A 22,140-nucleotide genomic window follows, 5' to 3' on the forward strand; every position below is an offset into this window, starting at 1 on the left:
AAAGTTAGGCTAATGGCCGCAGAATAGGTAAGGTTTTACCATAAGTTTGGCTATGGCCAATTATGATACATAACCCCTTACTTAACCTTGTAGCGGATGGCAACATGCTATAAATTAGGCAAACGATATTCAAAAATTATGATAGATGCTTATTAAAGTATATATCTTTTCAGCTCATCGGGCATCTTCCATTCCTTCCAATTATATGACAATAATTTGTTGATTTTTTCTTTCAGAAGGTTAAAATCAGCAGGCTTTACTACATAAAAATTTGCACCATACGCTTTTGCCAAGGAGGCCATTTCCAAATTATTACTGGTTGAATATGTAATAAGGGGGGCAGCCTTATCCAATTTATTCTCTTTAATGGTTTTTAAAGCTTCAAGCCCGTTCATTACCGGCATATTTACATCTATAAATATTATATCGGGGTTGTCTGTGGCATTTTCGAGCTTTCCGACAAGTTCCTGGCCATTGGAAGCTATAGTGAGGTTGCAGTGGGGTGCGATAGTTTGTAAAGCTTCCCTGAAAAAAAGGACATCGTCTATATCGTCATCGGCGAGGTAAATATTTTTTAGGTGTGTCAGCATAAGCTTACTTTTAAAATGACTGACAAAAAGTTAGTTTTAAAAGATAAGCTGGTTAGACCTTGCTGATAAAAGTAGCTCCCCGAAAATCGAGTTAGTACATCAAATATAATATAAATATGTTTCAAAATATTCTTTTACAGGAAGTTTGCTAATAAAATCGATGTATGGTAACTCATTGGCTTGTTTGTGTTTGCATAACGGATAATGGTCATTATTTCGAATCTGCCTGGTTTCGAACCTGCCTGAAAGTAAGGTTTATTCTCGGTAGCAATGATTTAGCGGATTTCGGTATATGATGTTCCCAAAACGTATTGGTTGTCCCTGACATTAAAAGAAGGGTACCATGATGCAGCGGTATTTCAACCTGCCCAATTTCTTTATTGGTTTTGTGCCGAAACTTAAAAGGACGTGTTTGCCCAAAAGTAACAGACGCTATATTGGGATTGCGCCCAATCTTGTGTTCTTTATCAGAATGCCAGGCAACACTGTCATTGCCGTCACGATAAAGGTTTAAAAGCACGGCATTGAATTGAAGCCCTGTTTCCTGTTCAACTTTCCTACGCAACGCTAAAAGTTCGGGTGTCCACGGTAGCGCATTTTCCCCTGCTTCTTCCTGCTCGCCATACCAGGCGATCATGCGAGGTGCCGTAACCATTTTATCATACATGGGCATCTGGTACTGCCGCCATGGTGTATCCTGAAGTAATCGTATATAATAGCTATTAGCCTCTTGTTTTGGTATGAACCCGTCGTATTGCATGAGTTCCAGGTCCGGCAGGTCAAAGTATTTCTTTTCATTGGTACCCGTTGTAAAAAGGTCGGTATCGTTAAATAGTGTCATAGCTGTAATTTTCACTTATTATATTTTGTTCCGGTTTTACAACCTTACCGGGATACTTTATTGCATAGGCATTGATGAGCTGCATGATATAGCCATTACTGCTGTAGGGTGTTACATACTCTTTTATTTCTGAAATTTCGGTAAGTGCCATATCTGAACCAATATAGCCCATACCATAAAAATGTCCTTTTTCTACCCATACGCAGCTCCGCTCGTCACGGCTGCGGCCTTTATCTACAATAGCATAAGTGGGACGGGAAGCTTCAAGAAAGTCCAGCGCCCTGTTTACCGCATCGTTATGATGATCCGCATCGGGCAAAGCTGCAGTGTCCTTAACCACCACTTCTGCTGACGATGTACCATAATGGATAAAACGGTAATCAATAGTAAACTGACCAGCAAGCTTTAGAAGAAGGTTCACGCCATCGTGCAGGGAGTGAAACATTTCAACATAGGACTGTTGTTTTAAGAGTTTTCCCACGGCCAAATATTTATAACCGTTACGGGCTTCATATTCATACAGGCCGAATTTAGGGTCAAACTTTTTCAGTGCCCTGTTGTGTATTGGCCATAGCTTTTTGATTTCACAGCACTCCAGCAGTAATGCCATGAATTCAGAGGCGCATATTTCAAAAGAAACCCCATAGATGTCCCGCAGGAAGTTTTGGCGCTGTGGTGTAATCTTGTGCCCTGAGAAATGTTGGGCTACGCGTTTTTTCAGGTTCTTGGCTTTCCCGACATATACTACCTTGTTCTCCTGGCTGTAGAAGTAATACACGCCCGGCTTTTCCGGCAAGGCATCAAAATCTTCCGGCGGGAGGTTCGGTGGCAGTCGCTGGTCCTGGGAGGTCTTTTTTACCATCGCTTCAATGATACCCTCATCGTCCCATTGCAATAGCAATGATAACAGTATGGCGGTCGCATCAGCGTCACCCCCGGCACGGTGCCTGTTTTCCAGGATTATGTCCAGCGACTGGCAAAGGTTGCCAAGGCTGTAAGAACGCAAACCCGGTCTTATCTTTCTTGCGGCGCGGACTGTGCAGAGCTTATGCTTAGCCGTCCACTTCAATCCGGCAAGACTTAGTTCATGGCGCACGAAAGAATGGTCGAAGTTGACATTATGCGCGACAAATACACGGCCGGTCAGCAGCTCCAGAACCTTATCCGCTATATCATCAAAAAGGGGCGCATCGCGTACCATGTCGTTACTGATACCGGTGAGTGCAAATATGGGAAGCGGGATTTCCTTTTGTGGGTTGACCAACGTTTCATAGCGTTCCAGGACCTGAACACCATCATGGATTATAATGGCGATTTCGGTAATGCGGCTCCCGGAGGCATTGCCGCCGGTAGTTTCTATATCGACTACTGCATATTCTGTTTTTTTCATACGGCTTTCTTTCGCGGTGTAGTGTTCATCTTATGTCTGGGCAGGTTAATCTCCTGCTCCTGTGGGTAGGGTTCCCTGTGCGTCATTGAAACGTCCTCGCGCAATCGCTGCTCAGTGCGTGAACTCTCGGCGTCGGTTTCCCTATACCGTGGGTCGGCGATAAAGGGCATCTTTTCCATTTTGGATATAGTGATTGTCGGGAAATGGTAATCCACCTCAACAGTACCTAATAACAGGTAACACCCCCCGCCTTTAAAAGGATATTGTTTCAGGCTGCCGGTAAAATGGGCTGTATCGAAAAACTCGCCATTGGCATCGATCCAGGTCCCAAAATACATGGCACCCATCTTTGTAGGCACGTGTTTACGGGATACGAGATAGGCCAGCATTTTAACCTGCTTCTTATGGTGGTGTACCAAATCGCATGCCATTACATCCCCACGATAATTGGTTTTCAAAAGGTTGAAAGGGGTTACGGAAACCGGGAACCCTAACAGCTCGATTTCATCAAACGCGTCCTCAAAGGGAGACCTTTTCAGTTCCGGCAGCTTGTATTCCCGTACCGGTTCCGGCAATAGCTGCGGCTGGCGTTGCTCGGGCCTGAAATTCATCATGATACGGCGCGCCGTTACCAGTAACTCATTTTTGCCCTTACCTGTTGTGCGGAATGCCCCTATATAAATCAGCAGCTGTAAGCCTTCAATGCCTATTGGTACACGGTTGATAAAATCTTCCAATGACCTGTAATCGCCATGAGCAATACGTTCTTCCACAATTGTGCGGGCAATTTCTGCCTGTAGCCCCTGGAGGTGCATAAAGCCTAAGTAAATATCTTTGCCATAAAGCGTCGTTTCCACCTCGCTTTTGTTGACACAGGGATTGTGAATGGAAGCCCCTGACATGCGCGCCTCGTGCACGTAGACTTCAGTACGGTAAAAACCGCCTTGGTTGTTAATGACCGCGACCATGAATTCAACAGGATAATGTACTTTCAGGTACAGGCTCTGGTAGCTTTCCACCGCATAGGAAGCCGAGTGGGCCTTGCAGAACGAGTAACCCGCAAAGGATTCAATCTGCCTGTAGATTTCCGCACTTAATTGTTCTGGGTGCCCTTTAGCCGCACAGGAGGCAAAAAAGTTGTCCTTTACCCGTTGCAAAGCGGATTTGGAGCGGCCTTTACCGCTCATAGCCCTTCGTAAAATGTCCCCGTCCGCTGCCGCCAGTCCTCCGTAGTGCAGGGCGATCTTGATCACATCCTCCTGGTATACCATGATACCGTAGGTTTCGCCAAGTTGCTCTTCAAAAACCGGATGGAAGTACTCGAACTTATCAGGGTAATTATGGCGGAAAATGTATTCCTTCATCATCCCGCTTTGGGCAACCCCCGGGCGTATGATTGATGATGCGGCGACAAGCACTTTGTAATTGTTACATTTTAAGCGCCTGAGCAGCCCACGCATGGCAGGGCTTTCAATGTAGAAGCAGCCAATGGTTTTGCCACGCCCCAAATACTCGTTGCAGGTGGCTTCGTCCTTGGAAATAGAGGTATCGCGGATATCCACGTTAATTCCCCGGTTCTTTTTGATCAGTTTAACCGAATCATCGATATGCCCAATGCCCCGTTGCGATAAGATATCAAACTTATCAAAACCGATCTCTTCGGCTACATGCATGTCGAACTGTACGATAGGGAATCCCTTGGGCGGCATTTCCAATGCCGTAAAATCGGTTATCGGATCTTCGGAAATAAGGATACCGCAGGAGTGCATGGAGCGCTGGTTCGGGTATTTTTCCATCATCATGCCATAGCGGTGTACCAGCTTGACCACTTCATTTTTATCATGCTGGTCCATCGCAGTCCCCGACAAGGCATCCAGTTCCTCTTTGGGCAGGCCAAATACTTTGCCGACCTCCCGAAAAATGGACTTGTATTTAAATTCTACGTTGGTACCGCAGAACGCTACATGGTCTGCGCCATATCGGGTGAAAATATAATCCAGTATGATATCGCGCTCTTTCCAGGACCAGTCGATATCAAAATCCGGTGGGCTTTTTCGGTTAAGGTTCAGGAATCGCTCAAAATACAGGTCCAGCTCTAAGGGGCATATGTCGGTAATCCCCAGGCAATAGGCAATGATGCTATTGGCACCGCTGCCACGGCCGATATGCAAAAACCCCATTGCATTGCTGTAACGGATAATATCCCATGTAATCAGGAAGTAGCCGCTGAACTCCAGTTGGTGTATTACGGCCAGTTCTTTTTCTACACGTTCCCTCGCCAAAGCATTGTTATCCCCATACTTTTTTATAAGCCCCTGGTGGGCAAGGCTGGTCAGCAGTTCTAAATCGGTATCCCTGTTTGCCGTATAATTTTTTTTGTTGCGTGGCACCCCAAACTCATAGTCAAATTGGCAATTGTTAACCAAGAAGAACGTGTTCTCCAATATTTTGGTATACTGGCTGTAACGCACCATAATTTCTTCGGGTGCCGCCATCATCTCATCCTCCCTGCAATAATCCTCAAGTATAAGCTTGCTACCCAGGGTATTGAGGTCAATAGCACGCAGGATACGGTGCAGGTTGTATTCTGTCTTATTCCTGAAGGTTACCGGTTGCAAGAGCACCATTTTATCCAGTCTTGCTTTCCACTCCAGCCGTATCAAAAGCGACACGTTTTCGGGGCGTATACCGATATATTCAAAATCGCGGAGCTTTTCGGGCAGGTTATCTATGGGATAGATCACAAAGACATCACTAAAGTCCGGTGCAGCTGCCGGCACAGGCAATCCTTCAAGGTTATATTTGGTACGGTGGCGGTTGATTTCTCCCAGGCCAAAGCGGCTTTTTGCCAGTGCAATGAAGAGCAGTTTATTGTTTTCACGGAATTCCATGCCTACGATCGGTTTGATTCCGGCTTCATTACAGGCTTTATAGAATTCGTATACCCCTGTCACTGTATTAATATCCGTGAGTGCCATTGCCGTAGCCCCGCAGGATTTCCCGAGGGTTACAAGCTCCTGCACGGGGATTGTCCCATACCGCAGGCTGTGGAAGGAGTGGCAATTTAGGTACATGATTACAGGGCATTTGCATTATATATACCGCTGCCGCGCATTACGGCACGGGCACCGAAGCGGTTCTTGATTTTATCCATCGCCTGGTACAACGACATCATTTCCTGCGTATCCTCAAAGAGGTTGATCTGGTACGAGCCGCGCACCAGCTTGCTGAAGCGTATCCCGACAAGGCGCAGGCTCATGCGACGCTGGTACAGCTTTTCGAAAGATTCTAATACGGCCTTGGTTAGCGTATGGTCCGAAGAGGTGTACGCCAAACTTACCTGGCGTGTCTCGGTATCAAAATTGGAATAACGGATCTTTACGGTAACATTGGCGGTAAGCCATTCTTCGCTACGCAGTTGGTAGGCCAAACGTTCCACCATAGCGCACAATACCGAGCGCAGGAATACCAGGTCGGTAGTATCCTGATGAAAAGTGTCTTCCGTAGATAACGATTTGCGTTCACGGTAGGGTTCCACGGGATTATTATCAATGCCATTGGCTTTTTTCCATAATTCCACTCCATTTTTCCCGATCATTTCCTGCAGGACATTCACCGGCATTTCGGCAAGGGTCTGTATGTTACGGATAGCGATACGGGATAGCAGCTTAAAGGTCGCATCACCGACCATTGGAATTTTCCGGATGGATAACGGGTTCAGGAACTGCTGTACCATCGGTTGCGGGATTTCCAGGTTGCCTTTGGGTTTTCCCTCACCAGTAGCAATCTTGGATACTGTTTTGTTTACCGACAGCGCAAAGCTGATGGGAAGCCCTGTCTCCCGGGTAATACTTGTGGAGAGCTCGCTGGTCCATTTGTATGAGCCGTGGAATTTGTCCATGCCGGTGATGTCAAGGTAAAATTCATCAATGGATGCCTTTTCCATAACGGGCGCTTTTTCCTCAATGATCTGTGAAACGGTATTGGAATAACGTGAAAAAAGTTCCATATCACCCTTTACAACCTTTGCCTCCGGGCAGAGGCGCAGCGCCATTTTGATGGGCATGGCGGAATGCACCCCAAACCTGCGTGCCTCGTAAGAACAGGACGCTACCACGCCACGGTCGCCACCGCCCACAATCAACGGAATTCCCTCTAACGCACTGTTTTGCAGCCTCACGCAGGACACAAAAAAAGTATCGAGATCCATATGTACAATCGCACGCTCCATAAAATATTCATTTTTGTACTGAACAAAATTAGACCAGATTGGAGCAAAATAGTTTATATTTGCTGTTCCAAATAGCAACAAAACACTTATGTCTTTATTTTCCGACAACATCAGGTTCCTAAGGATTCAAAAGAATATTTCGCAGGAAAAACTCGCCACATCGCTTCTAATAGCGCGTGCGCGCTATGTAAAATATGAGTCCGGGACTTCAGAAGCCCCCTATGATATACTGAAGCGCATCTCGAAGTACTATCATGTCAGCATTGACCTACTCCTGAATGTTGACCTGCGAAAGATTGATATGGACGGTATGCTGAAGCTGGAGGATAACCGCATACTATTGCCGATTACCATCGACATGGGCGGGGAAAATACTATTGAGATTATTCCGCAGAAAGCCAAAGCCGGTTACCTGAACGGCTACAGCGATCCCGAGTTCATCGAAGGCCTGCAGCAAATATCGCTGCCCTTTCTAAAAAACGGGAAGTTCAGAGCCTTTCCGGTATCGGGGGACTCTATGCCACCCCATCGCGATGGTTCCTTTATTATTGGTAAATACGTCGAAGGCCTTGGAGAGGTCCGCGACGGGCGAACATATATCCTTTTGACCAAAAGCGAGGGCATTGTTTACAAGCGCCTGAACCGCAACGGCAAAAACAGCCTGATGCTAATCTCGGACAATTCCTTTTATGAACCCTATGCGGTAATGGTATCTGATATATTGGAAATATGGGAGTACGCCTGCAGCATAGCTACCAAGGAATTTGAACCCGACGATAGCCCCGAGACGATAAGGGATGTTTTACAAGGCATGCGCAAAGAGATAGCTGCCTTACGAAATAGTAATAAGTAATAATAAAGCATTACAATGGACACAATTGTACGCCTTAAGGTAAAAAAAGATATTGATAACAAACAGCATAAGGCCCTGCTTGAACTAAAGGGCAACATTATTGCAAAAGGCTTTACCGATATTATTCACATCAGTGATGAAGGGGAAGAATTCCACATCAACTCGTTTACTACACTATCCGGTCAAAGTGCGGCACTTTATGAATATATGGCGGCATTCTTAGAAGAAAAAGCCTTGAGAGATTTAGTTACACTCCTATAGCCTAAACAAATTGTGGCTATACTTCTTTTTAGTGACTTAGGGCTTCGAAATGCTGCCCCAAGCTTTTTTAATTACCATCCTTTGAATCTGTGAATTCCTGTTGTCCCTTTGTTGCCTGTAAGTTTTCAAGGTATTGAGGCAGGGTAATTTCGATACGGTTTAAAAATGCCTTATGAAGGCTTTTGGTGCTGCTGAGCCCTATTTCTGCAGCAAGGGCACTGTGGGTGTAATTCTGAAATTTTTTATCTTTTCCAAAAAGCCCTACCAAATGGTCAATTTTTAAATCATTAATGTATTCCGGGGTTTTCTTCCCCCTGTATTCGTGAATAAGCATGGATACATATTTGGTATTGGTATCCAGGTATTTTGCCATCATGGCCAGGTTCATATCCTTACCCAGATACTTTTTTTGCCTTTCAAATTTTTCAAGTTTTTCAAGCAGCCCGATGGCAAGATCTTTACGCAGCGTAACGGTTTGGTTTCTACTATTTAGAAATCCTGTAGGCGTATCATTTACCTGTTCAGGTTTTACTCTTTGGCGCGTCCACCTATAACGCTTTAGGCATTTTATAATTATGCACACACCAACCGCAACCAGTAGGGTCCATAGTGCATACCGCCAGTTCCCATCTTTAGCCCCACTTTTCAGCCTTTGCTGTAAAGTGTTTTTTTCTTTCTGCAATTGGGCGGTGTCATATTCAGTATGGAGGCGGTCTGAGAGGTACCTGAAATCTGTATGCATGAGGCTATCAGCAGATAGTAGGGCCGCAGTGTATTGCAACTGGTTTTCAATATCACCATCGGCTTTACTTTGTTGCGCCAATGCATAAAGCGCTTGTACACCATCAGGCCGTATATAATGATGTTCGCTAAAGATATTATATACGTTTCGATACGCAAGCAGGGATTCATAAGGGTGCCCTAACTTATCATTTACCTTTCCAATGTAGCACCATGCCACTGATATATTGGCATAATCACCTCGCCCGCTAAGAAAAGGAAGGGTGCTTTTAAGGTGCTTTAATGCCAGTGCATAATTCCCGATGAAATATTGGTTCACCCCTTCGGAATGTAAAAAATAAGGGAGCATATCACTTTCCTCAAGGCGGGATGCTTCTGCTATACCGAATTTATTTGTTGTGCTGCAAAGCGTATAGTCCCCGTTCCTGTTATAGCAAAGGCCTAAAAGATGCAGGGTATTGATATAGCCCCTGGGTTCCTCTTCCTTAAAATTATGCAGGCACGGTATTAAAAGCTTTATAGCCTGTGGATAATACCCCAAGTAGTACTTTACCTGTGCAATACAGTATTGTGCTTTATAATACAAGATATTTTCCGGGTCAGCCGAAAGTAATCCCTCTGCTTCAAGGTAGCAATCAAGGGCAAATTTGTATTTCTTTTCATTATAGTGAACGGCTCCCTTGGTCAGCAGTGCCGATGCTTTTATTTTTTCTCCAAGGTACTGGCTTTCATAAAGCATGCTGTCGGCATATTTCAGGCGGGTTACGTATGCCTGTTCAAAATGGAGGCTGTTCTTGTAGCCCTGGAACAACTGCCCGTGGTTTTGCTCGTTTGCTGCTTTGGCCATCATGCCTTTTGTATAAAGCAATCCTGATGGTGTATCAGGGGCGTTGTCGATACGCTCCTGGAGGTAGCTATAATTTTTTTTAATAAGCGAATCGGAATACTTCAAGTGTTTTTCCTGGCCGTATCCCCACGTTATTACTAACAGTATGCAAAGCATTTGCTTCGTAGTACGTAGCATAGGTAACATTTTTAAATTTCAAGTTGGTTGTAATGTGTAAACCCCAGTCAAAATGCCGTATAAGGAATTTTTCCAGTTTTTATAATGTTACGGAAAAGTAGGGAAACACTGTAGAAAATTCCGGAATTTAACACCGCATTTCGCTGGAATATGCCATGTAAACGTTTGCAAAACCTCTTTTAAGGCGTGTAGTTTTGCCCCGAATTCAAACATCCATTTCATTTTGGTTCAACCCGGGTGTGCCAGAATGATTTTACTAATCCAATGCAAGTGCATCATGAAAAAAATTAAATGTATCGCAATGGTACTACCATTGCTGGTTGCCTGTACCCCGGATCTACCAACTACCGTAGCAGCCCCCCAATCCTATTTGAAAGTAGCCCCGGCAGGACCTTCTAACCTTATAAATCCCTACGATGGGTATGGGGCGATCCGCAACAGGATACTGGACGCTTCCCTTAAGCAACTACCTGCACAGGTTTCCGACATGCAGGTTTTAGCGATCGTGCAGGAAATTGCCAATGGAGATAGTGATTTCCAGTCGCTGAAGACTCACGGCTACAGCACACTTTCGACCACCTCCCTCCAAGGATATATGGAAAGCAACCTGGCCGCAGCAACAGTTATTGAGGCATTACCCTTATCTCAAAATGCAAAAGCAAATTTCAGCCTGTTTATAGAAGGCCTTCTATCCCTGCAGTACCAGGATTATGAAGCCATTAGGGATTATATTGTAGCATTTGAATCGGAAATCGTCAGTTCAAAATCGTATTCAGATAATGAAAAAAAGATAATCCTGACGGTAACCGCCCTGGAACGTTACAGTACTTACTATCGGAAAAAGCCTAAAGACAAGGATTGGGACCTGCTCATTGGCAATATTGTGGCCGGTGCAGAAGGTGCTGCCCATGATACGGCAACCGCTGTTCTGTATTCTGTTAGTGTAGAAGCGGCATTACACAAGAATTTATAATATACTTTAAATTTAAATCAGCAGCCTGCCCATAGGGCAGGCTGTACGTTTTATGTAATCCTTACATTATGGGACAGGGCTATTTATTATCTGAAATAGAGCGTCTGGCGGGTATATACTATAAAGATTTTCCACAGGAACATGAGGTACCTCCTCCCGAAATCCTTATTACAGGCATAAGGGAGCAGTCGGATATCTTTAAGGCCAGGTTCGCTGATGCAGTGTTTCGACTGCGCAAGGAAAAGCAGGTCAGCCTGCTTATTGAAAAGTACCATCACGCTTTGGTATTGCTCCTGGATGACTTTTTGGAAAGCCGGGCAAAAGTGACAGATGTAGAAGGTTACACGGCAACCTATGTTATTTTAAATGGCTTGCTGCTTTTTATTGAAAACCGTTTTTCAGCCTATCTTAACCAGGACACTGAGCTCGCACCGCGCTACATTAGCCTGTCTCAAAAAGACTGGTATGAACGCCTGCAGCCCTTAAAAGAATACTTTGAACATTCTCCTGCCAGGGTGCTTTTTGAATTCGTAAGTGAAAGCCTGTTACGATTTATCAATGCTAAACGCCACCGGCACTTGCCACTGCGCGCCTTATTGTACCGGAAAGAGCTACTATCGGAGATAGAGCTTTTGCGCACTTCCGAAAAAATAACCCACCACCGCAATGCGCTTCACGAGGTTTTGGTATATATGAATTACAACAGCAATGGGTACCTTGAGTTTTATTCCCGGGAGGTTGCTACGGGTGCCAACGAAATGAGTCGGCTTGAAGACAGGGCTGCTTTTTTGGAAAGACGTTATAGAAAGCTGGAAAGGCTTTATTGCAATACCTCCATCGGCCTTCATCCGGATAAGGAAAATATCAAGTCCATGATGCGCGGATGGCTACAGGGGCAATTAGAGCAAATTTTGAATAAGAAAACCGACATAGTGATGCCGTATGGTAAAGCCCACAAGGGGATTACACTACCTTCACCGCCAAGGGCTTTTCCAAAAATACTTTGTACCTTCTCAGGAAACCACTTGGGAATCTTACTGCGTGGGGCTGACCAGGCAGGACTGATCCGGGCACCTTCACTGTCGGCTGTTTTCAAGGCGATCATACCGTTCGTTTCTACGCCAAATGCCCAGGATTTATCACCGGATTCGGTACGTAGCAAGTCCTATCTCTTTGATGAGAAAGACAGGGAAGATACTATAATTATGCTGGAGCGTTTAATTGAAAAAATAAGGCATCTCTAAGGATAACAGGGTACAACTTCGCAGTTGTACCCTTTATTGTACTTGATGCGCCCTGATTTTCTGCTTTACTTTGTCGTGTAATACTACCGGAACATCCGGGCTATCGATCACCTTACTATAGCTAACTGATGTTGAACGATAAAATGATGAGGTATGTTTACAAATGTTTCCTGGGCCAGCTACCTACTAACAGTTGCCCTTTTATGCTTATCCTGGTACATTTATGTTGGGATTAAATATTACCACCAGGAACTGATGGCTTTTTTCAAAGGCAAGAAAACTTTTTCAAAAAAGAGAACCGAAGATTTACTTACCGGTTCCTCAGCTAATTTTTTTATTGAAGAGCCCCAAGAGCCAACTTTTGAAGGGACTGTAACGGACCTGGCGGATACCTTATTCCGTGATGTGGACTATCTCATAAGCCGCATTAAGCAACTTCTAACACAGAGCATTCAAAACAATACCGGGCAACAGGAGATCACCAATCAATTACGGTCGTATTTATCAGATTACCCCGCAATCAAAAAGTCAGTATTCCGCAGCCAGATCAACGAACTGATTGCCCAGGAATGCGCCCAGGGGCAGGTATTTATTATCACAGAAGAAGAGGCCGACCGGCTTTGGTAACCATCTTACTTAAAAATACAGTGGAGGGATTCCGCCCGCCCATCCCGATGCGGAGGAGCAAATACGTGACGGAAGATTGTGGGAGCGCGACGGCCGTAACCCCTCTGCTATCTTATTATTAATCTAAAAGAATGCAGTATGAAAAGGAAATGGAAACTTTTAGGAAGTAGCCGCATGATGTATGCCGTTACGCTAACAATGCTTTTAATGACCATACAAACCATGAATGCACAGGATGGGCTTGCAGGCATTAACGAGGCTAATGACCAGGTGCGTAGTTATTTCGACGCGGGATGTAACCTGATGTATGCTATTGGGGCAATATTGGGGCTGATCGGTGCCGTGAAAGTATACCAGAAATGGAATGCCGGGGATCAAGATACCAGCAAGGTTGCGGCTGCATGGTTTGGCAGCTGTATTTTCCTTGTGGTGGTAGCTACAATAATCCAGTCGTTCTTCGGCATATAATCAAATGTCATGGAAACGCTGCTTAAGGAGGCGTTGTGGGCGTATATTATCGGCCACAACCCGGAACTCATGTACGACCTCCAGGAAAATTATACTGTCGGTAGCTACCTCGATGAAAAGGTACAGGGCGTACAGGGATTGGCGATAAGGTTGCTCTCAGAGCAGCATCCTAAAGCACTTATCGAAGAATTATGCCTTCGGGAACTTACCCGGGAGCTTAAGCCTTCCCGCTATTTATACCTGAAGTGTATTTTTGAAGAAGAATTTCCTGATGAAGCAGCACTTTATACCGATTCAGGAATATTGGTCTGTGAGGTCATAAGTATGCTGGAATACTGTAAACCCATACTCGATGAAATGGGCTTTTCAGTTGATAATGAAGGTGAATCCGGGATAAGGAATGCGATTATCGGACATTTATATGGTTTTCTTTATACTGTGAGTGAGTAGCAGTATATTGATATACAACGGAATACAGGTTATCGGAATGGGAGTACTACATAACGTTCATCAAATCATAGAATTATGGCAAGTGTATATCAGGTAAATAAAGGAATCAACCAAAGCATTGAATTCAAAGGGCTGAAGGCACAGTACATCTGGTACCTGGGCGGTGCGGTCGTAGTGCTGATGGTGGTGTTTGCTATCATGTATATCATTGGGCTCCCATCGCTGGTGTGTGTCGGTGTAATTGGCGTGGCAGGTACGTTATCGGTTATGCACATCTACCGCCTTAGCCATAAATACGGGGAGTATGGCCTGATGAAGGCATTGGCCAAAAAGCAACTTCCGAAAGTGCTCAGACTGAAAGGCCGCACGGTGTTTTTCTTAAACCAAAAAAGGAAGTAATATGGAAAAGGAAATCGAAAGGATACTGCCCATTATGGCTGTAGAGCATGACTGTATCCTGTCAAAACAGGGTGATGTAACGATTGTTTTTAAAGCAGAGTTACCGGAACTTTTTACGTTGTCAGATCAGGAATATGAAGCATTTCATCAGATATGGCTGAAAGCGCTAAAGGTACTGCCTAAGCATACCGTGTTCCACAAGCAGGACTGGTTTCTTGAAAGCCGTTATAAAGCGGATTTTTCAAGCGAGGACAACAGCTTTCTATCCCAAAGCAGTGAACGCTTCTTTAATGAGCGGCCGTTTTTGGATCACAGCTGTTACATCATGCTGACCAAAAAGCCCGAGGGGCGTAAGAGTGTAAGTTCGGTGTTTTCCAGCCTGCTGAAGCGCAGCATCGTACCGGAAGAAACACTCAGCCCTCAGCTGTTACAGGATTTTTTAGATACTGCCGGACAGTTTAAAAGGATATTGGAAGACAGCGGTTTTATTTCCCTGCAAAGGCTTACCGGAAAGGAGCTTTCCAGCAGCGAGAGCAATATGGGGTTTATTGAGCAATACTGCCTTTTGGCTGAGCGCCCTCATCCGTTTGTATTCGGAGATATAGCACTTGAAGACGGCCTGAGGGTAAACGATAAGCACTGCCAGTTGTATGCCCTTGCCGATGCGGCAGACCTGCCGGGGCTTTGTGGTTCCCGCATTAATTACGATAAGTATTCAACTGACCGTACCAAGTTCAGTATCGGTTTCGCTTCAACACTGGGGCAACTTTTATCCTGCAACCACATTTACAGCCAGTACCTTTTTCTGGATGACCCGCAAAAGACCATCCAGAAAATGGAGGCCAAAAGGCTGCGGTTACAGTCGCTTTCAGGTTATAGCAGGGAAAACAGCATCGCAAGGGATGCCACAAACGATTTTTTAAATGAGGCCATCAGCCAGCAGCGCCTTCCGGTCAAAGCCCATTTCAATGTGCTGGCCTGGACTGATACGAAGGATAAGCTGAAAGACATTAAGAATATGGTGTCTTCGGCCTTAGCACAGATGGATGCGGTGGCACGTCAGGAAACCGTGGGTGCCCCGCAAATATGGTGGGCAGGCATGCCCGGCAATGCGGCGGACTTCCCGATGAACGACACGTTTGACACCTTTGCTGAGCAGGCTACCTGTTTCTTTAATCTGGAAACCGGGTACCGCTCGTCGCTCAGCCCTATGGGCATACGCCTTGGAGAGCGCCTGAATGGAAAACCGGTACATGTAGATATAAGTGATGAGCCTGTAAAAATGGGTATCTGTACCAACCGTAACAAGTTCATTTTGGGGCCATCCGGTAGTGGTAAGTCCTTTTTTACCAACCATATGGTCCGTAGCTATTACGAGCAGGGTACGCATATCGTGCTGGTGGATGTCGGGCACAGCTACAAAGGGCTGTGCGATATGGTTAACGGCTATTACTTTACCTATACCGAAGACAACCCGATACGATTCAACCCTTTCTATATTGGCGAAGGCGATACGTTGGATACCGAAAAGAAGGAAAGCATTAAGACGTTACTACTGGCACTTTGGAAAAAAGATGATGAGGCGTTTAAACGCAGTGAATACGTAGCCCTGTCCAATGCTATTGGTGGCTATTACAGTTACCTGGATAAGAATCAGGGCATCTTCACAAGCTTCAATTCCTTCTATGAGTTTTTGAGGGATCATTACGTTGGGGTGTTGGAGAATGACAAGGTTAAGGAAAAAGATTTTGATGTGGATAATTTCCTGTATGTATTACGCCCATACTACAAAGGCGGTGAATTCGATTACCTGCTGAACGCCACCGAAAACCTGAACCTGCTTCAGGAGCGCTTCATCGTTTTTGAACTCGACAACATCAAAGACCACCCCATACTGTTTCCGGTGGTAACTATCATCATCATGGAGGTGTTCATCAACAAGATGCGCAAGATGAAAGGCATCCGTAAGATGATATTGATTGAGGAGGCATGGAAAGCATTGATGAAGGAAGGTTTTGCAGAATACATCAAATACCTGTTCAAAACGGTGCGTAAATTCTTTGGGGAAGCCATCGTGGTAACCCAGGAAGTGGAAGACATTATTTCTTCTCCGATAGTAAAGCAAGCCATCATCAATAACAGCGACTGTAAGATACTGCTCGATCAAAGCAAGTACCAAAACAAATTTGACCAGATACAGGAACTGCTTGGGCTTACTGAAAAAGAAAAAGCACTGGTGTTGTCGGTCAACAAATCAAACGACCCGGCCCGCAAGTACAAGGAAGTGTTTATCTCCCTTGGAGGTGTGCTGTCCAAAGTATATCGTACGGAAGTGTCGCTCGAGGAATATCTAGCCTATACCACAGAAGAAACCGAAAAGGTACAGGTACAGGCCTACGCCCAAAAATTTGGAGGGGACATTAAAAAGGGCATTGCTGCCCTGGCTAATGAAATGAGGGATACATAAATAAAACAGCTATGGTACTAAAAAAAATTACAATAGCAATGCTCAGCCTTACCTTGTTGTTTACACCGGTGATGCCGGTAGCAGCTGCCCCGGTTGTGGTGGCAGAAGCCAAAAGCGAAGCTGCGTTACCGTTACTGACCATCATAAAGGAAGCCCTAAAGAAAATCATCAAGGCGATCGACCTGCGCATCCAGCGCCTTCAGAATAAAACGATATGGCTACAAAATGCACAAAAACAGATTGAAAATGCCTTATCAAAGCTGAAGCTGGATGAAATATCCGAGTGGACCGAGAAACAAAAGGAACTCTACAAAGGCTACTATGAAGAGCTTATGAAAGTAAAGGCAATGGTTTCGTATTACCAACGCATCCGGGATATTGTGGATAAGCAGGAGCGGTTGGTCAGTGAATACCAAAATGCGTGGGGACTTTTGCAGCAGGACGACCATTTTACTCCCAATGAAATAACTTATATGGAGAAAGTTTACAACGGTATACTGGGAGAAAGCATTGAGAATATTGACGTGATTTTTATGGTGGTGGAATCCTTTACTACCTCGATGAGTGATGCGGAACGCCTTGAAATGATCAATGAAACGGCAGACCGTATCGAAGCAAATTACGACGACCTGAAACTGTTTAACAAGCAGAACATGCTGCTCAGCCTGCAAAGGGCCCGCAGCAAGGCGGATGTGGATATGATAAAAAGAATGTACGGCTTACCTTAAAATCAAAATGTTATGAAAAAGATGATGCTGACTATACTGCTTTTTGGATGTATTGCAAGCCCGGTACAAGCGCAGAACAAAACGGTGAAAACGATGATGGAACAGATTGTTGCACTACAGGTCTATATCGGATATGCCCAAAAAGGCTATTCCGTTGTAAAAAAAGGGTTGGATGTAATCAGGGATTTTAAAAGGGGGGAATTCAACCTGCATACCGATTATTTCAATTCACTGGCGCATGTCAACCCGGAAGTGCAGGGCTATGTAAATGTCGGTAAGACGCTGCTCTTACAGGGAAGGATATTGGAGCGTTGCGATGATACAAGGGATTTCCTGCAAGGGAACCCCTACATGCGCAGCGATGAACTGGACTATTTGGAGCGTGTTTTTGCACGGCTGCTTGACGATTGCGAAACGATACTCGACGAGCTGGAAGCCGTTGCCACTGACAACCAGCTGACCATGAAAGACAGCGAACGCCTGAAACGCATTGATGCCCTATATGAAAGGATGCTGGATGCCTACAACTTTTGCGAACAGTTTACCGGTGAAGCTAAACTGCTGGTGCAGTCCCGCAAAAGAGAAAATGTTGATACGGAAATGGCCCGAAGGTTACAGGGGCTTTAAAAAACAAGCATATGAAAAAGTTAGTGATACTACTATTTGTGCTGCTTTTACCTTTTAGTAAGGTAAGTGCACAGGCGCAGGAATTACAGCAGCTGGCACTTAATATTGAGAAGCTTGCACAGTTCAGACAAATTCTGAAAGACATGAAAAAAGGCTATGAGATACTGACCAAAGGCTATAACACCGTAAAGGACTTAACCCAAGGCAACTTTAGCCTGCATGAGGCCTTTCTGGATGCGCTTCTTGAAGTAAGCCCAACTGTTAGCAATTACAAGCGTGTGGCAGAGATTATAGAAATGCAAATCAAACTGATAGACGAACAAGGAAATGCGTTTGGCCGGTATCAGGGCAGCGGTAACTTTAACGGTGATGAACTCTCCTATATCGGAAGGGTGTATGATAACCTTGTGGAACAAAGCCTTCGTAACCTCGATGAACTTTTGGTGGTAATCACTGCCGGGCAGGCACGCATGAGTGATAACGAACGGTTAGAAGCCATAGACCGCATCTATGAAGATATGCAAGATAAACTTTTGTTCCTGAGGGACTTTAATAACAATACAACAGTGCTTTCCATCCAGCGCGCCAAAGAGCGTCACGATGTACAAAAGATGGAAAACCTGCACGAAGTAAACCCATAATTACCGGCTTATGAAACGATTTAGAACGGTTGCTTTCGCGGCAGCCCTGATATTCTTATCCCCAATAGGAGCCTTTGCGCAGGGCATGGCCGATGAGATGCAGAGCCTGCATGGTGTACTCGAAGAACTTTATGATGAGATGATGCCTCTTTGCAGTAACCTCATGGGGGTTGCCCAGGGCATAGCCGGATTTGCTGCACTCTGGTATATCGCTTCGCGTGTATGGAAGCACCTGGCGGCGGCAGAGCCGATTGATTTTTATCCACTGTTCCGCCCATTCGTGTTAGGCTTTTGTATTACGATATTCCCATCGGTACTGGCGATGATTAACGGGGTAATGAAACCTACTGTCACTGCCACCGCCGCAATGGTCGAGAACTCCAACCAGGCCATTGAAGTGCTGTTACAAAAGAAAGAAGAAGCTATTATGAATAGCGATGTGTGGCAGATGTACGTAGGGGAAGATGGTAGCGGTGACCGCGACCGCTGGTATAAATATACCCATGACGATGCCGACCCGGATGATGAAGGCTTTTTTGAGGGCATTGGTAATGATATAAAGTTCGCCGCGGCTAAGATGTCCTATAATTTCCGGAATTCAGTAAAGGAATGGATGAGCGAGGTGCTACGCATACTGTTTGAAGCAGCTGCGCTGTGTATAAATACCCTTCGCACCTTCCAGCTTATTGTCTTGTCAATATTAGGCCCACTAGTATTTGGCTTAGCTGTTTTTGATGGGCTGCACAATACCCTTAGCGCCTGGCTTGCACGCTACCTGAACATATTCCTATGGCTGCCGGTAGCCAATATCTTCGGGGGTATTATCGGGAAGATACAGGAGAAGATGTTGGAAATTGATATTGACCAGATTGGGAACTATGGGGATACCTTTTTCAGCAGGACGGACATGGCTTATATGGTATTTATGATAATCGGCATCATCGGTTACTTTACTGTACCCTCAGTTGCCAATTACATCGTACACGCTGCGGGAGGCGGTGCCCTTACCCAAAAAACAACAAGTATTTTAAGTGCCAGCTACAGTACTGCCGCCAGTACTTCAAAGAGTGCCGGCCAGTATACCACAGGAGCGGCGGCTGATGGGGCGAAGCTTGTGGTAGACGGGGCTAAAGCGACAGGACAGGGAGCGGCAGTAGCAGGCGGATATATGGCCGATAAATTAAAAGGAAAATAAAAACGACAGTTATGTTCACAAAAATGAAAAACATCGACAGCGCATTCCGCTATGTGCGGCTATTTAGCCTGGTAGTAATTATCTGTAGCCTTGCTGTTGCTGCTCTCAGCCTGTTTAAGAGTTTTAGCTTGGTGTCGCAGATGCAGGGAAAGATTTACATACTGGCTAATGGTAAGGCTATAGAGGCTTTCGCTGCTGACCGCAAAGACAACATACCGGTGGAAGCCCGCGACCATGTAAGGGCTTTTCATAAGTTCTTCTTTACACTTGACCCTGATGAAAATGTAATCCGCACCAATATCAACAAGGCCTTGAACCTCGCTGATGGTACAGCCAAAAGGGTGTACGATGACCTTAAAGAGAAGGGCTACTATGCCGGGATTATTTCCGGTAATATCAGTCAGGGCATTGAGGTAGACAGTGTACAGGTAGATATAAAAGCCTATCCATATCATTTCAGGTGCTATGCTACCCAACAGATCACAAGGGCTACTACGACCGTCACACGCAGCCTGATAACGGAAGGGGTGCTTAGGAATGTATCACGCAGCGACAACAATCCCCACGGCTTTTTGATAGAACACTGGGCTACCATTGAGAACCGGGACATTGCTACCGAAAACAGAAAATAAGGAGTATGGGATTTTGGAAAAAAAAGGAGGAAGAAACCGCACCTAGCCCGGTAGCCCGTTGGCTTGCTTGCAAAATCACGGATCTAAAGGAATGGTGGGTAAAGCTAATGGTAAAACTGACAGCTAAACTCTCATTAAGCCAGCAAAAGATGGGATTTGCGATTCTTGGTCTCTTATGTTGCTTTTATTGCACCTTCTTAATTGTACAGGGGTTTACTACTGTAAAAAGCGGCCAAAAAACAATTCCGGTCAATTCAATTTCAAGGCCTGAATCGCCAAAAGCTGTTACAAGTGGAGATGAACATGGCGAGCAGGAAATCAGGCGTATTAAACACCTGTTTTACGTCATGGACAGTCTAAAGCATGACCCACACGGTAGAAGGCAGTACGACAGTATTGCAGCATATCGGCCGGGTTTACTCGACACGTTGAAAAAGTTAGAAGAATATTACAAAAACTGAATAAAATCACAGATTATGGAACAGAAAGCATTAACTCAAAAAAATTTAAGGCAGCGTAAACTGTTTTTGATGCTGCCCATTATGGCGCTGCCATTCCTTACCCTGTTCTTCTGGGCTATGGGTGGAGGCTCAACCAAAGCTATCGCTGCTACGTCGCCGATAGAAAAAGGTATCAATGCCAACCTGCCCAACCCAAACTTTAAGGATGATAAAGCATTGGATAAGCTGAGTTATTATGACAGGGCGACTGAAGATTCGTTAGAGGGAAAGGCTAAAAATGACCGCGGTGCCGCCTATTTAAGGTCGAATAAAGCCTTTGAGGGAGAAGAAAATGTTGCGCAGGAACCGACGCAGGTAAAGCCTTCGTCGCGAGGGTTAAACAGCACTGCGTATAGAAATCCGGCTGAGGAAAAAGTATATAAGCGCCTTGAAGCCCTGCAAAAGGCTATAGATAATCCGACAATGCAAGAACCTGTAAAATCGAAGCCCTCTGTCAAGGTGCAGGAGAAAAACACCAATCCTGAAATTAACCGCCTTGAATCCATGATGGCTTCTATGAATGACCCGACGGAAGCTGACCCGGAATTACAGCAACTTGGCTCCATGCTGGAAAGGATCGTGGATATTCAGCATCCTGAGCGTGTGCAGCAGCGCCTTAAGGAGCAATCCGAGAAAATGCGCGGGCAGGTGTTTCCGGTAACGCCCTACGGTAACCCGGAAAATGTATCGGTACTGGAAAACGGCGTTCGCAATTTTGGTAGTGTAAGCAATTACCAAGGGCATGGATTTTATTCCCTTGATGATGAAATTGCGGACAACTATGCAGGCAATGCCATTACTGCGGTCATCCATGAAACACAAACCTTAGTAAATGGTGCGGTAATCAAATTAAGGCTGACATCAGATATTATGGTTAATGGTGTTACCATTCCAAAAGACCATTTTGTTTTCGGTACAGTCTCGCTGAAAGGAGAGCGCCTTACCGTAACCATTGAAAGCCTCCAATACGACACCTCAATTTTTCAGGTTGACCTGGCGGTCTACGATATGGATGGTATGGAGGGGATTTATGTTCCCGGAGCCATAGCCCGTGATGTTGCCAAAAGTTCAGCGGACCGCTCGGTGCAATCCCTTGGCGTAACGACGATAGATGATTCGTGGTCCTCTCAGGCTATGGGAGCCGGTATTGAGGCTGGTAAAACACTCTTCAGCAAGAAAGTTAAGCTTGTAAAGGTTGTAGTTAAGGCCGGTTACCAGGTGTTGTTATATGATGAAAAAGCTAATAAGAAATAACTCC

At 45.2% G+C, this 22,140-nt stretch carries 22 protein-coding genes; 16 read left to right on the plus strand and 6 right to left on the minus strand.

Annotation, left to right across the window (positions count from 1 at the left end; genetic code table 11):
* Positions 1-152: 152 nt before the first annotated feature.
* The 5 genes from GR160_RS10790 to dinB all read right to left on the minus strand — a co-directional run bounded on the left by GR160_RS10790 (position 153) and on the right by dinB (position 7,052).
* Positions 153-590 (minus strand): response regulator, encoded by a 438-nt coding sequence (locus GR160_RS10790; RefSeq protein WP_160749879.1) that lies wholly within the window; start codon positions 588-590, stop codon positions 153-155.
* Positions 591-801: 211 nt separating this feature from the next.
* The gene (locus GR160_RS10795; protein WP_160749880.1) at positions 802-1,431 is read right to left on the minus strand and encodes an alpha-ketoglutarate-dependent dioxygenase AlkB; all 630 of its coding nucleotides are present in this window, start codon (positions 1,429-1,431) and stop codon (positions 802-804) included.
* A complete protein-coding gene (locus GR160_RS10800) occupies positions 1,418-2,821 on the minus strand; it encodes an exonuclease domain-containing protein (RefSeq protein WP_160749881.1) in 1,404 nt (467 codons plus the stop codon). Before GR160_RS10800 ends, GR160_RS10795 begins: the two co-directional genes overlap by 14 nt.
* Positions 2,818-5,895, minus strand: coding sequence for a DNA polymerase III subunit alpha (locus GR160_RS10805; protein ID WP_160749882.1), 3,078 nt, complete (start codon positions 5,893-5,895; stop codon positions 2,818-2,820). Before GR160_RS10805 ends, GR160_RS10800 begins: the two co-directional genes overlap by 4 nt.
* A 2-nt stretch (positions 5,896-5,897) precedes the next feature.
* Positions 5,898-7,052: a DNA polymerase IV gene (gene dinB / locus GR160_RS10810; protein ID WP_202390765.1), complete on the minus strand. Its 1,155-nt coding sequence runs from the start codon at positions 7,050-7,052 to the stop codon at positions 5,898-5,900.
* A gap of 88 nt (positions 7,053-7,140) precedes the next feature.
* Between dinB and GR160_RS10815 the strand changes: the two genes are divergently transcribed.
* On the plus strand, positions 7,141-7,905 hold the full coding sequence (locus tag GR160_RS10815) for a LexA family transcriptional regulator (protein ID WP_160749884.1): 765 nt from the start codon (positions 7,141-7,143) through the stop codon (positions 7,903-7,905).
* 15 nt (positions 7,906-7,920) lie between these two features.
* Positions 7,921-8,166 (plus strand): hypothetical protein, encoded by a 246-nt coding sequence (locus GR160_RS10820; RefSeq protein WP_160749885.1) that lies wholly within the window; start codon positions 7,921-7,923, stop codon positions 8,164-8,166.
* Positions 8,167-8,233: 67 nt separating this feature from the next.
* On the opposite strand, the gene GR160_RS10825 is transcribed toward GR160_RS10820, so the two are convergent.
* Positions 8,234-9,931: a hypothetical protein gene (locus tag GR160_RS10825; RefSeq protein ID WP_160749886.1), complete on the minus strand. Its 1,698-nt coding sequence runs from the start codon at positions 9,929-9,931 to the stop codon at positions 8,234-8,236.
* A gap of 277 nt (positions 9,932-10,208) precedes the next feature.
* On the opposite strand from GR160_RS10825, the gene GR160_RS10830 reads away from it, so the two are divergent.
* The 14 genes from GR160_RS10830 to traM all read left to right on the plus strand — a co-directional run bounded on the left by GR160_RS10830 (position 10,209) and on the right by traM (position 22,136).
* Positions 10,209-10,904: a hypothetical protein gene (locus tag GR160_RS10830; RefSeq protein WP_160749887.1), complete on the plus strand. Its 696-nt coding sequence runs from the start codon at positions 10,209-10,211 to the stop codon at positions 10,902-10,904.
* Positions 10,905-10,972: 68 nt separating this feature from the next.
* Positions 10,973-12,148, plus strand: a complete 1,176-nt coding sequence (locus tag GR160_RS10835; RefSeq protein WP_160749888.1) for a hypothetical protein — start codon at positions 10,973-10,975, stop codon at positions 12,146-12,148.
* Positions 12,149-12,301: 153 nt separating this feature from the next.
* The gene (locus tag GR160_RS10840) at positions 12,302-12,775 is read left to right on the plus strand and encodes a hypothetical protein (RefSeq protein ID WP_160749889.1); all 474 of its coding nucleotides are present in this window, start codon (positions 12,302-12,304) and stop codon (positions 12,773-12,775) included.
* A 177-nt stretch (positions 12,776-12,952) separates the two neighbouring features.
* On the plus strand, positions 12,953-13,243 hold the full coding sequence (locus GR160_RS10845) for a DUF4134 domain-containing protein (protein WP_370519215.1): 291 nt from the start codon (positions 12,953-12,955) through the stop codon (positions 13,241-13,243).
* A gap of 9 nt (positions 13,244-13,252) precedes the next feature.
* On the plus strand, positions 13,253-13,693 hold the full coding sequence (locus GR160_RS10850; protein WP_160749891.1) for a hypothetical protein: 441 nt from the start codon (positions 13,253-13,255) through the stop codon (positions 13,691-13,693).
* Positions 13,694-13,768: 75 nt separating this feature from the next.
* Positions 13,769-14,092, plus strand: a complete 324-nt coding sequence (locus tag GR160_RS10855) for a DUF4133 domain-containing protein (protein WP_202390766.1) — start codon at positions 13,769-13,771, stop codon at positions 14,090-14,092.
* A 1-nt stretch (position 14,093) separates the two neighbouring features.
* On the plus strand, positions 14,094-16,559 hold the full coding sequence (locus GR160_RS10860) for a TraG family conjugative transposon ATPase (RefSeq protein ID WP_160749892.1): 2,466 nt from the start codon (positions 14,094-14,096) through the stop codon (positions 16,557-16,559).
* A gap of 11 nt (positions 16,560-16,570) precedes the next feature.
* The gene (locus tag GR160_RS10865) at positions 16,571-17,287 is read left to right on the plus strand and encodes a conjugal transfer protein TraI (RefSeq protein WP_160749893.1); all 717 of its coding nucleotides are present in this window, start codon (positions 16,571-16,573) and stop codon (positions 17,285-17,287) included.
* 12 nt (positions 17,288-17,299) lie between these two features.
* The gene (locus tag GR160_RS10870; protein ID WP_160749894.1) at positions 17,300-17,914 is read left to right on the plus strand and encodes a hypothetical protein; all 615 of its coding nucleotides are present in this window, start codon (positions 17,300-17,302) and stop codon (positions 17,912-17,914) included.
* An 11-nt stretch (positions 17,915-17,925) separates the two neighbouring features.
* On the plus strand, positions 17,926-18,555 hold the full coding sequence (locus tag GR160_RS10875; RefSeq protein ID WP_160749895.1) for a TerB family tellurite resistance protein: 630 nt from the start codon (positions 17,926-17,928) through the stop codon (positions 18,553-18,555).
* A 142-nt stretch (positions 18,556-18,697) separates the two neighbouring features.
* Positions 18,698-19,750: a conjugative transposon protein TraJ gene (traJ, locus tag GR160_RS10880; RefSeq protein WP_237421210.1), complete on the plus strand. Its 1,053-nt coding sequence runs from the start codon at positions 18,698-18,700 to the stop codon at positions 19,748-19,750.
* A gap of 23 nt (positions 19,751-19,773) precedes the next feature.
* Positions 19,774-20,382 carry a conjugative transposon protein TraK gene (gene traK, locus GR160_RS10885; protein ID WP_237421211.1) on the plus strand — a complete coding sequence of 203 codons (609 nt, stop codon included), beginning with the start codon at positions 19,774-19,776 and terminating at the stop codon, positions 20,380-20,382.
* Between the two features lie 5 nt (positions 20,383-20,387).
* Positions 20,388-20,843 (plus strand): hypothetical protein, encoded by a 456-nt coding sequence (locus GR160_RS10890; RefSeq protein WP_160749898.1) that lies wholly within the window; start codon positions 20,388-20,390, stop codon positions 20,841-20,843.
* Between the two features lie 15 nt (positions 20,844-20,858).
* On the plus strand, positions 20,859-22,136 hold the full coding sequence (gene traM, locus GR160_RS10895) for a conjugative transposon protein TraM (protein ID WP_160749899.1): 1,278 nt from the start codon (positions 20,859-20,861) through the stop codon (positions 22,134-22,136).
* Positions 22,137-22,140 lie beyond the last annotated feature (4 nt).

It is taken from the genome of Flavobacterium sp. Sd200, from assembly GCF_009826935.1.
Lineage (GTDB): Bacteria > Bacteroidota > Bacteroidia > Flavobacteriales > Flavobacteriaceae > Flavobacterium.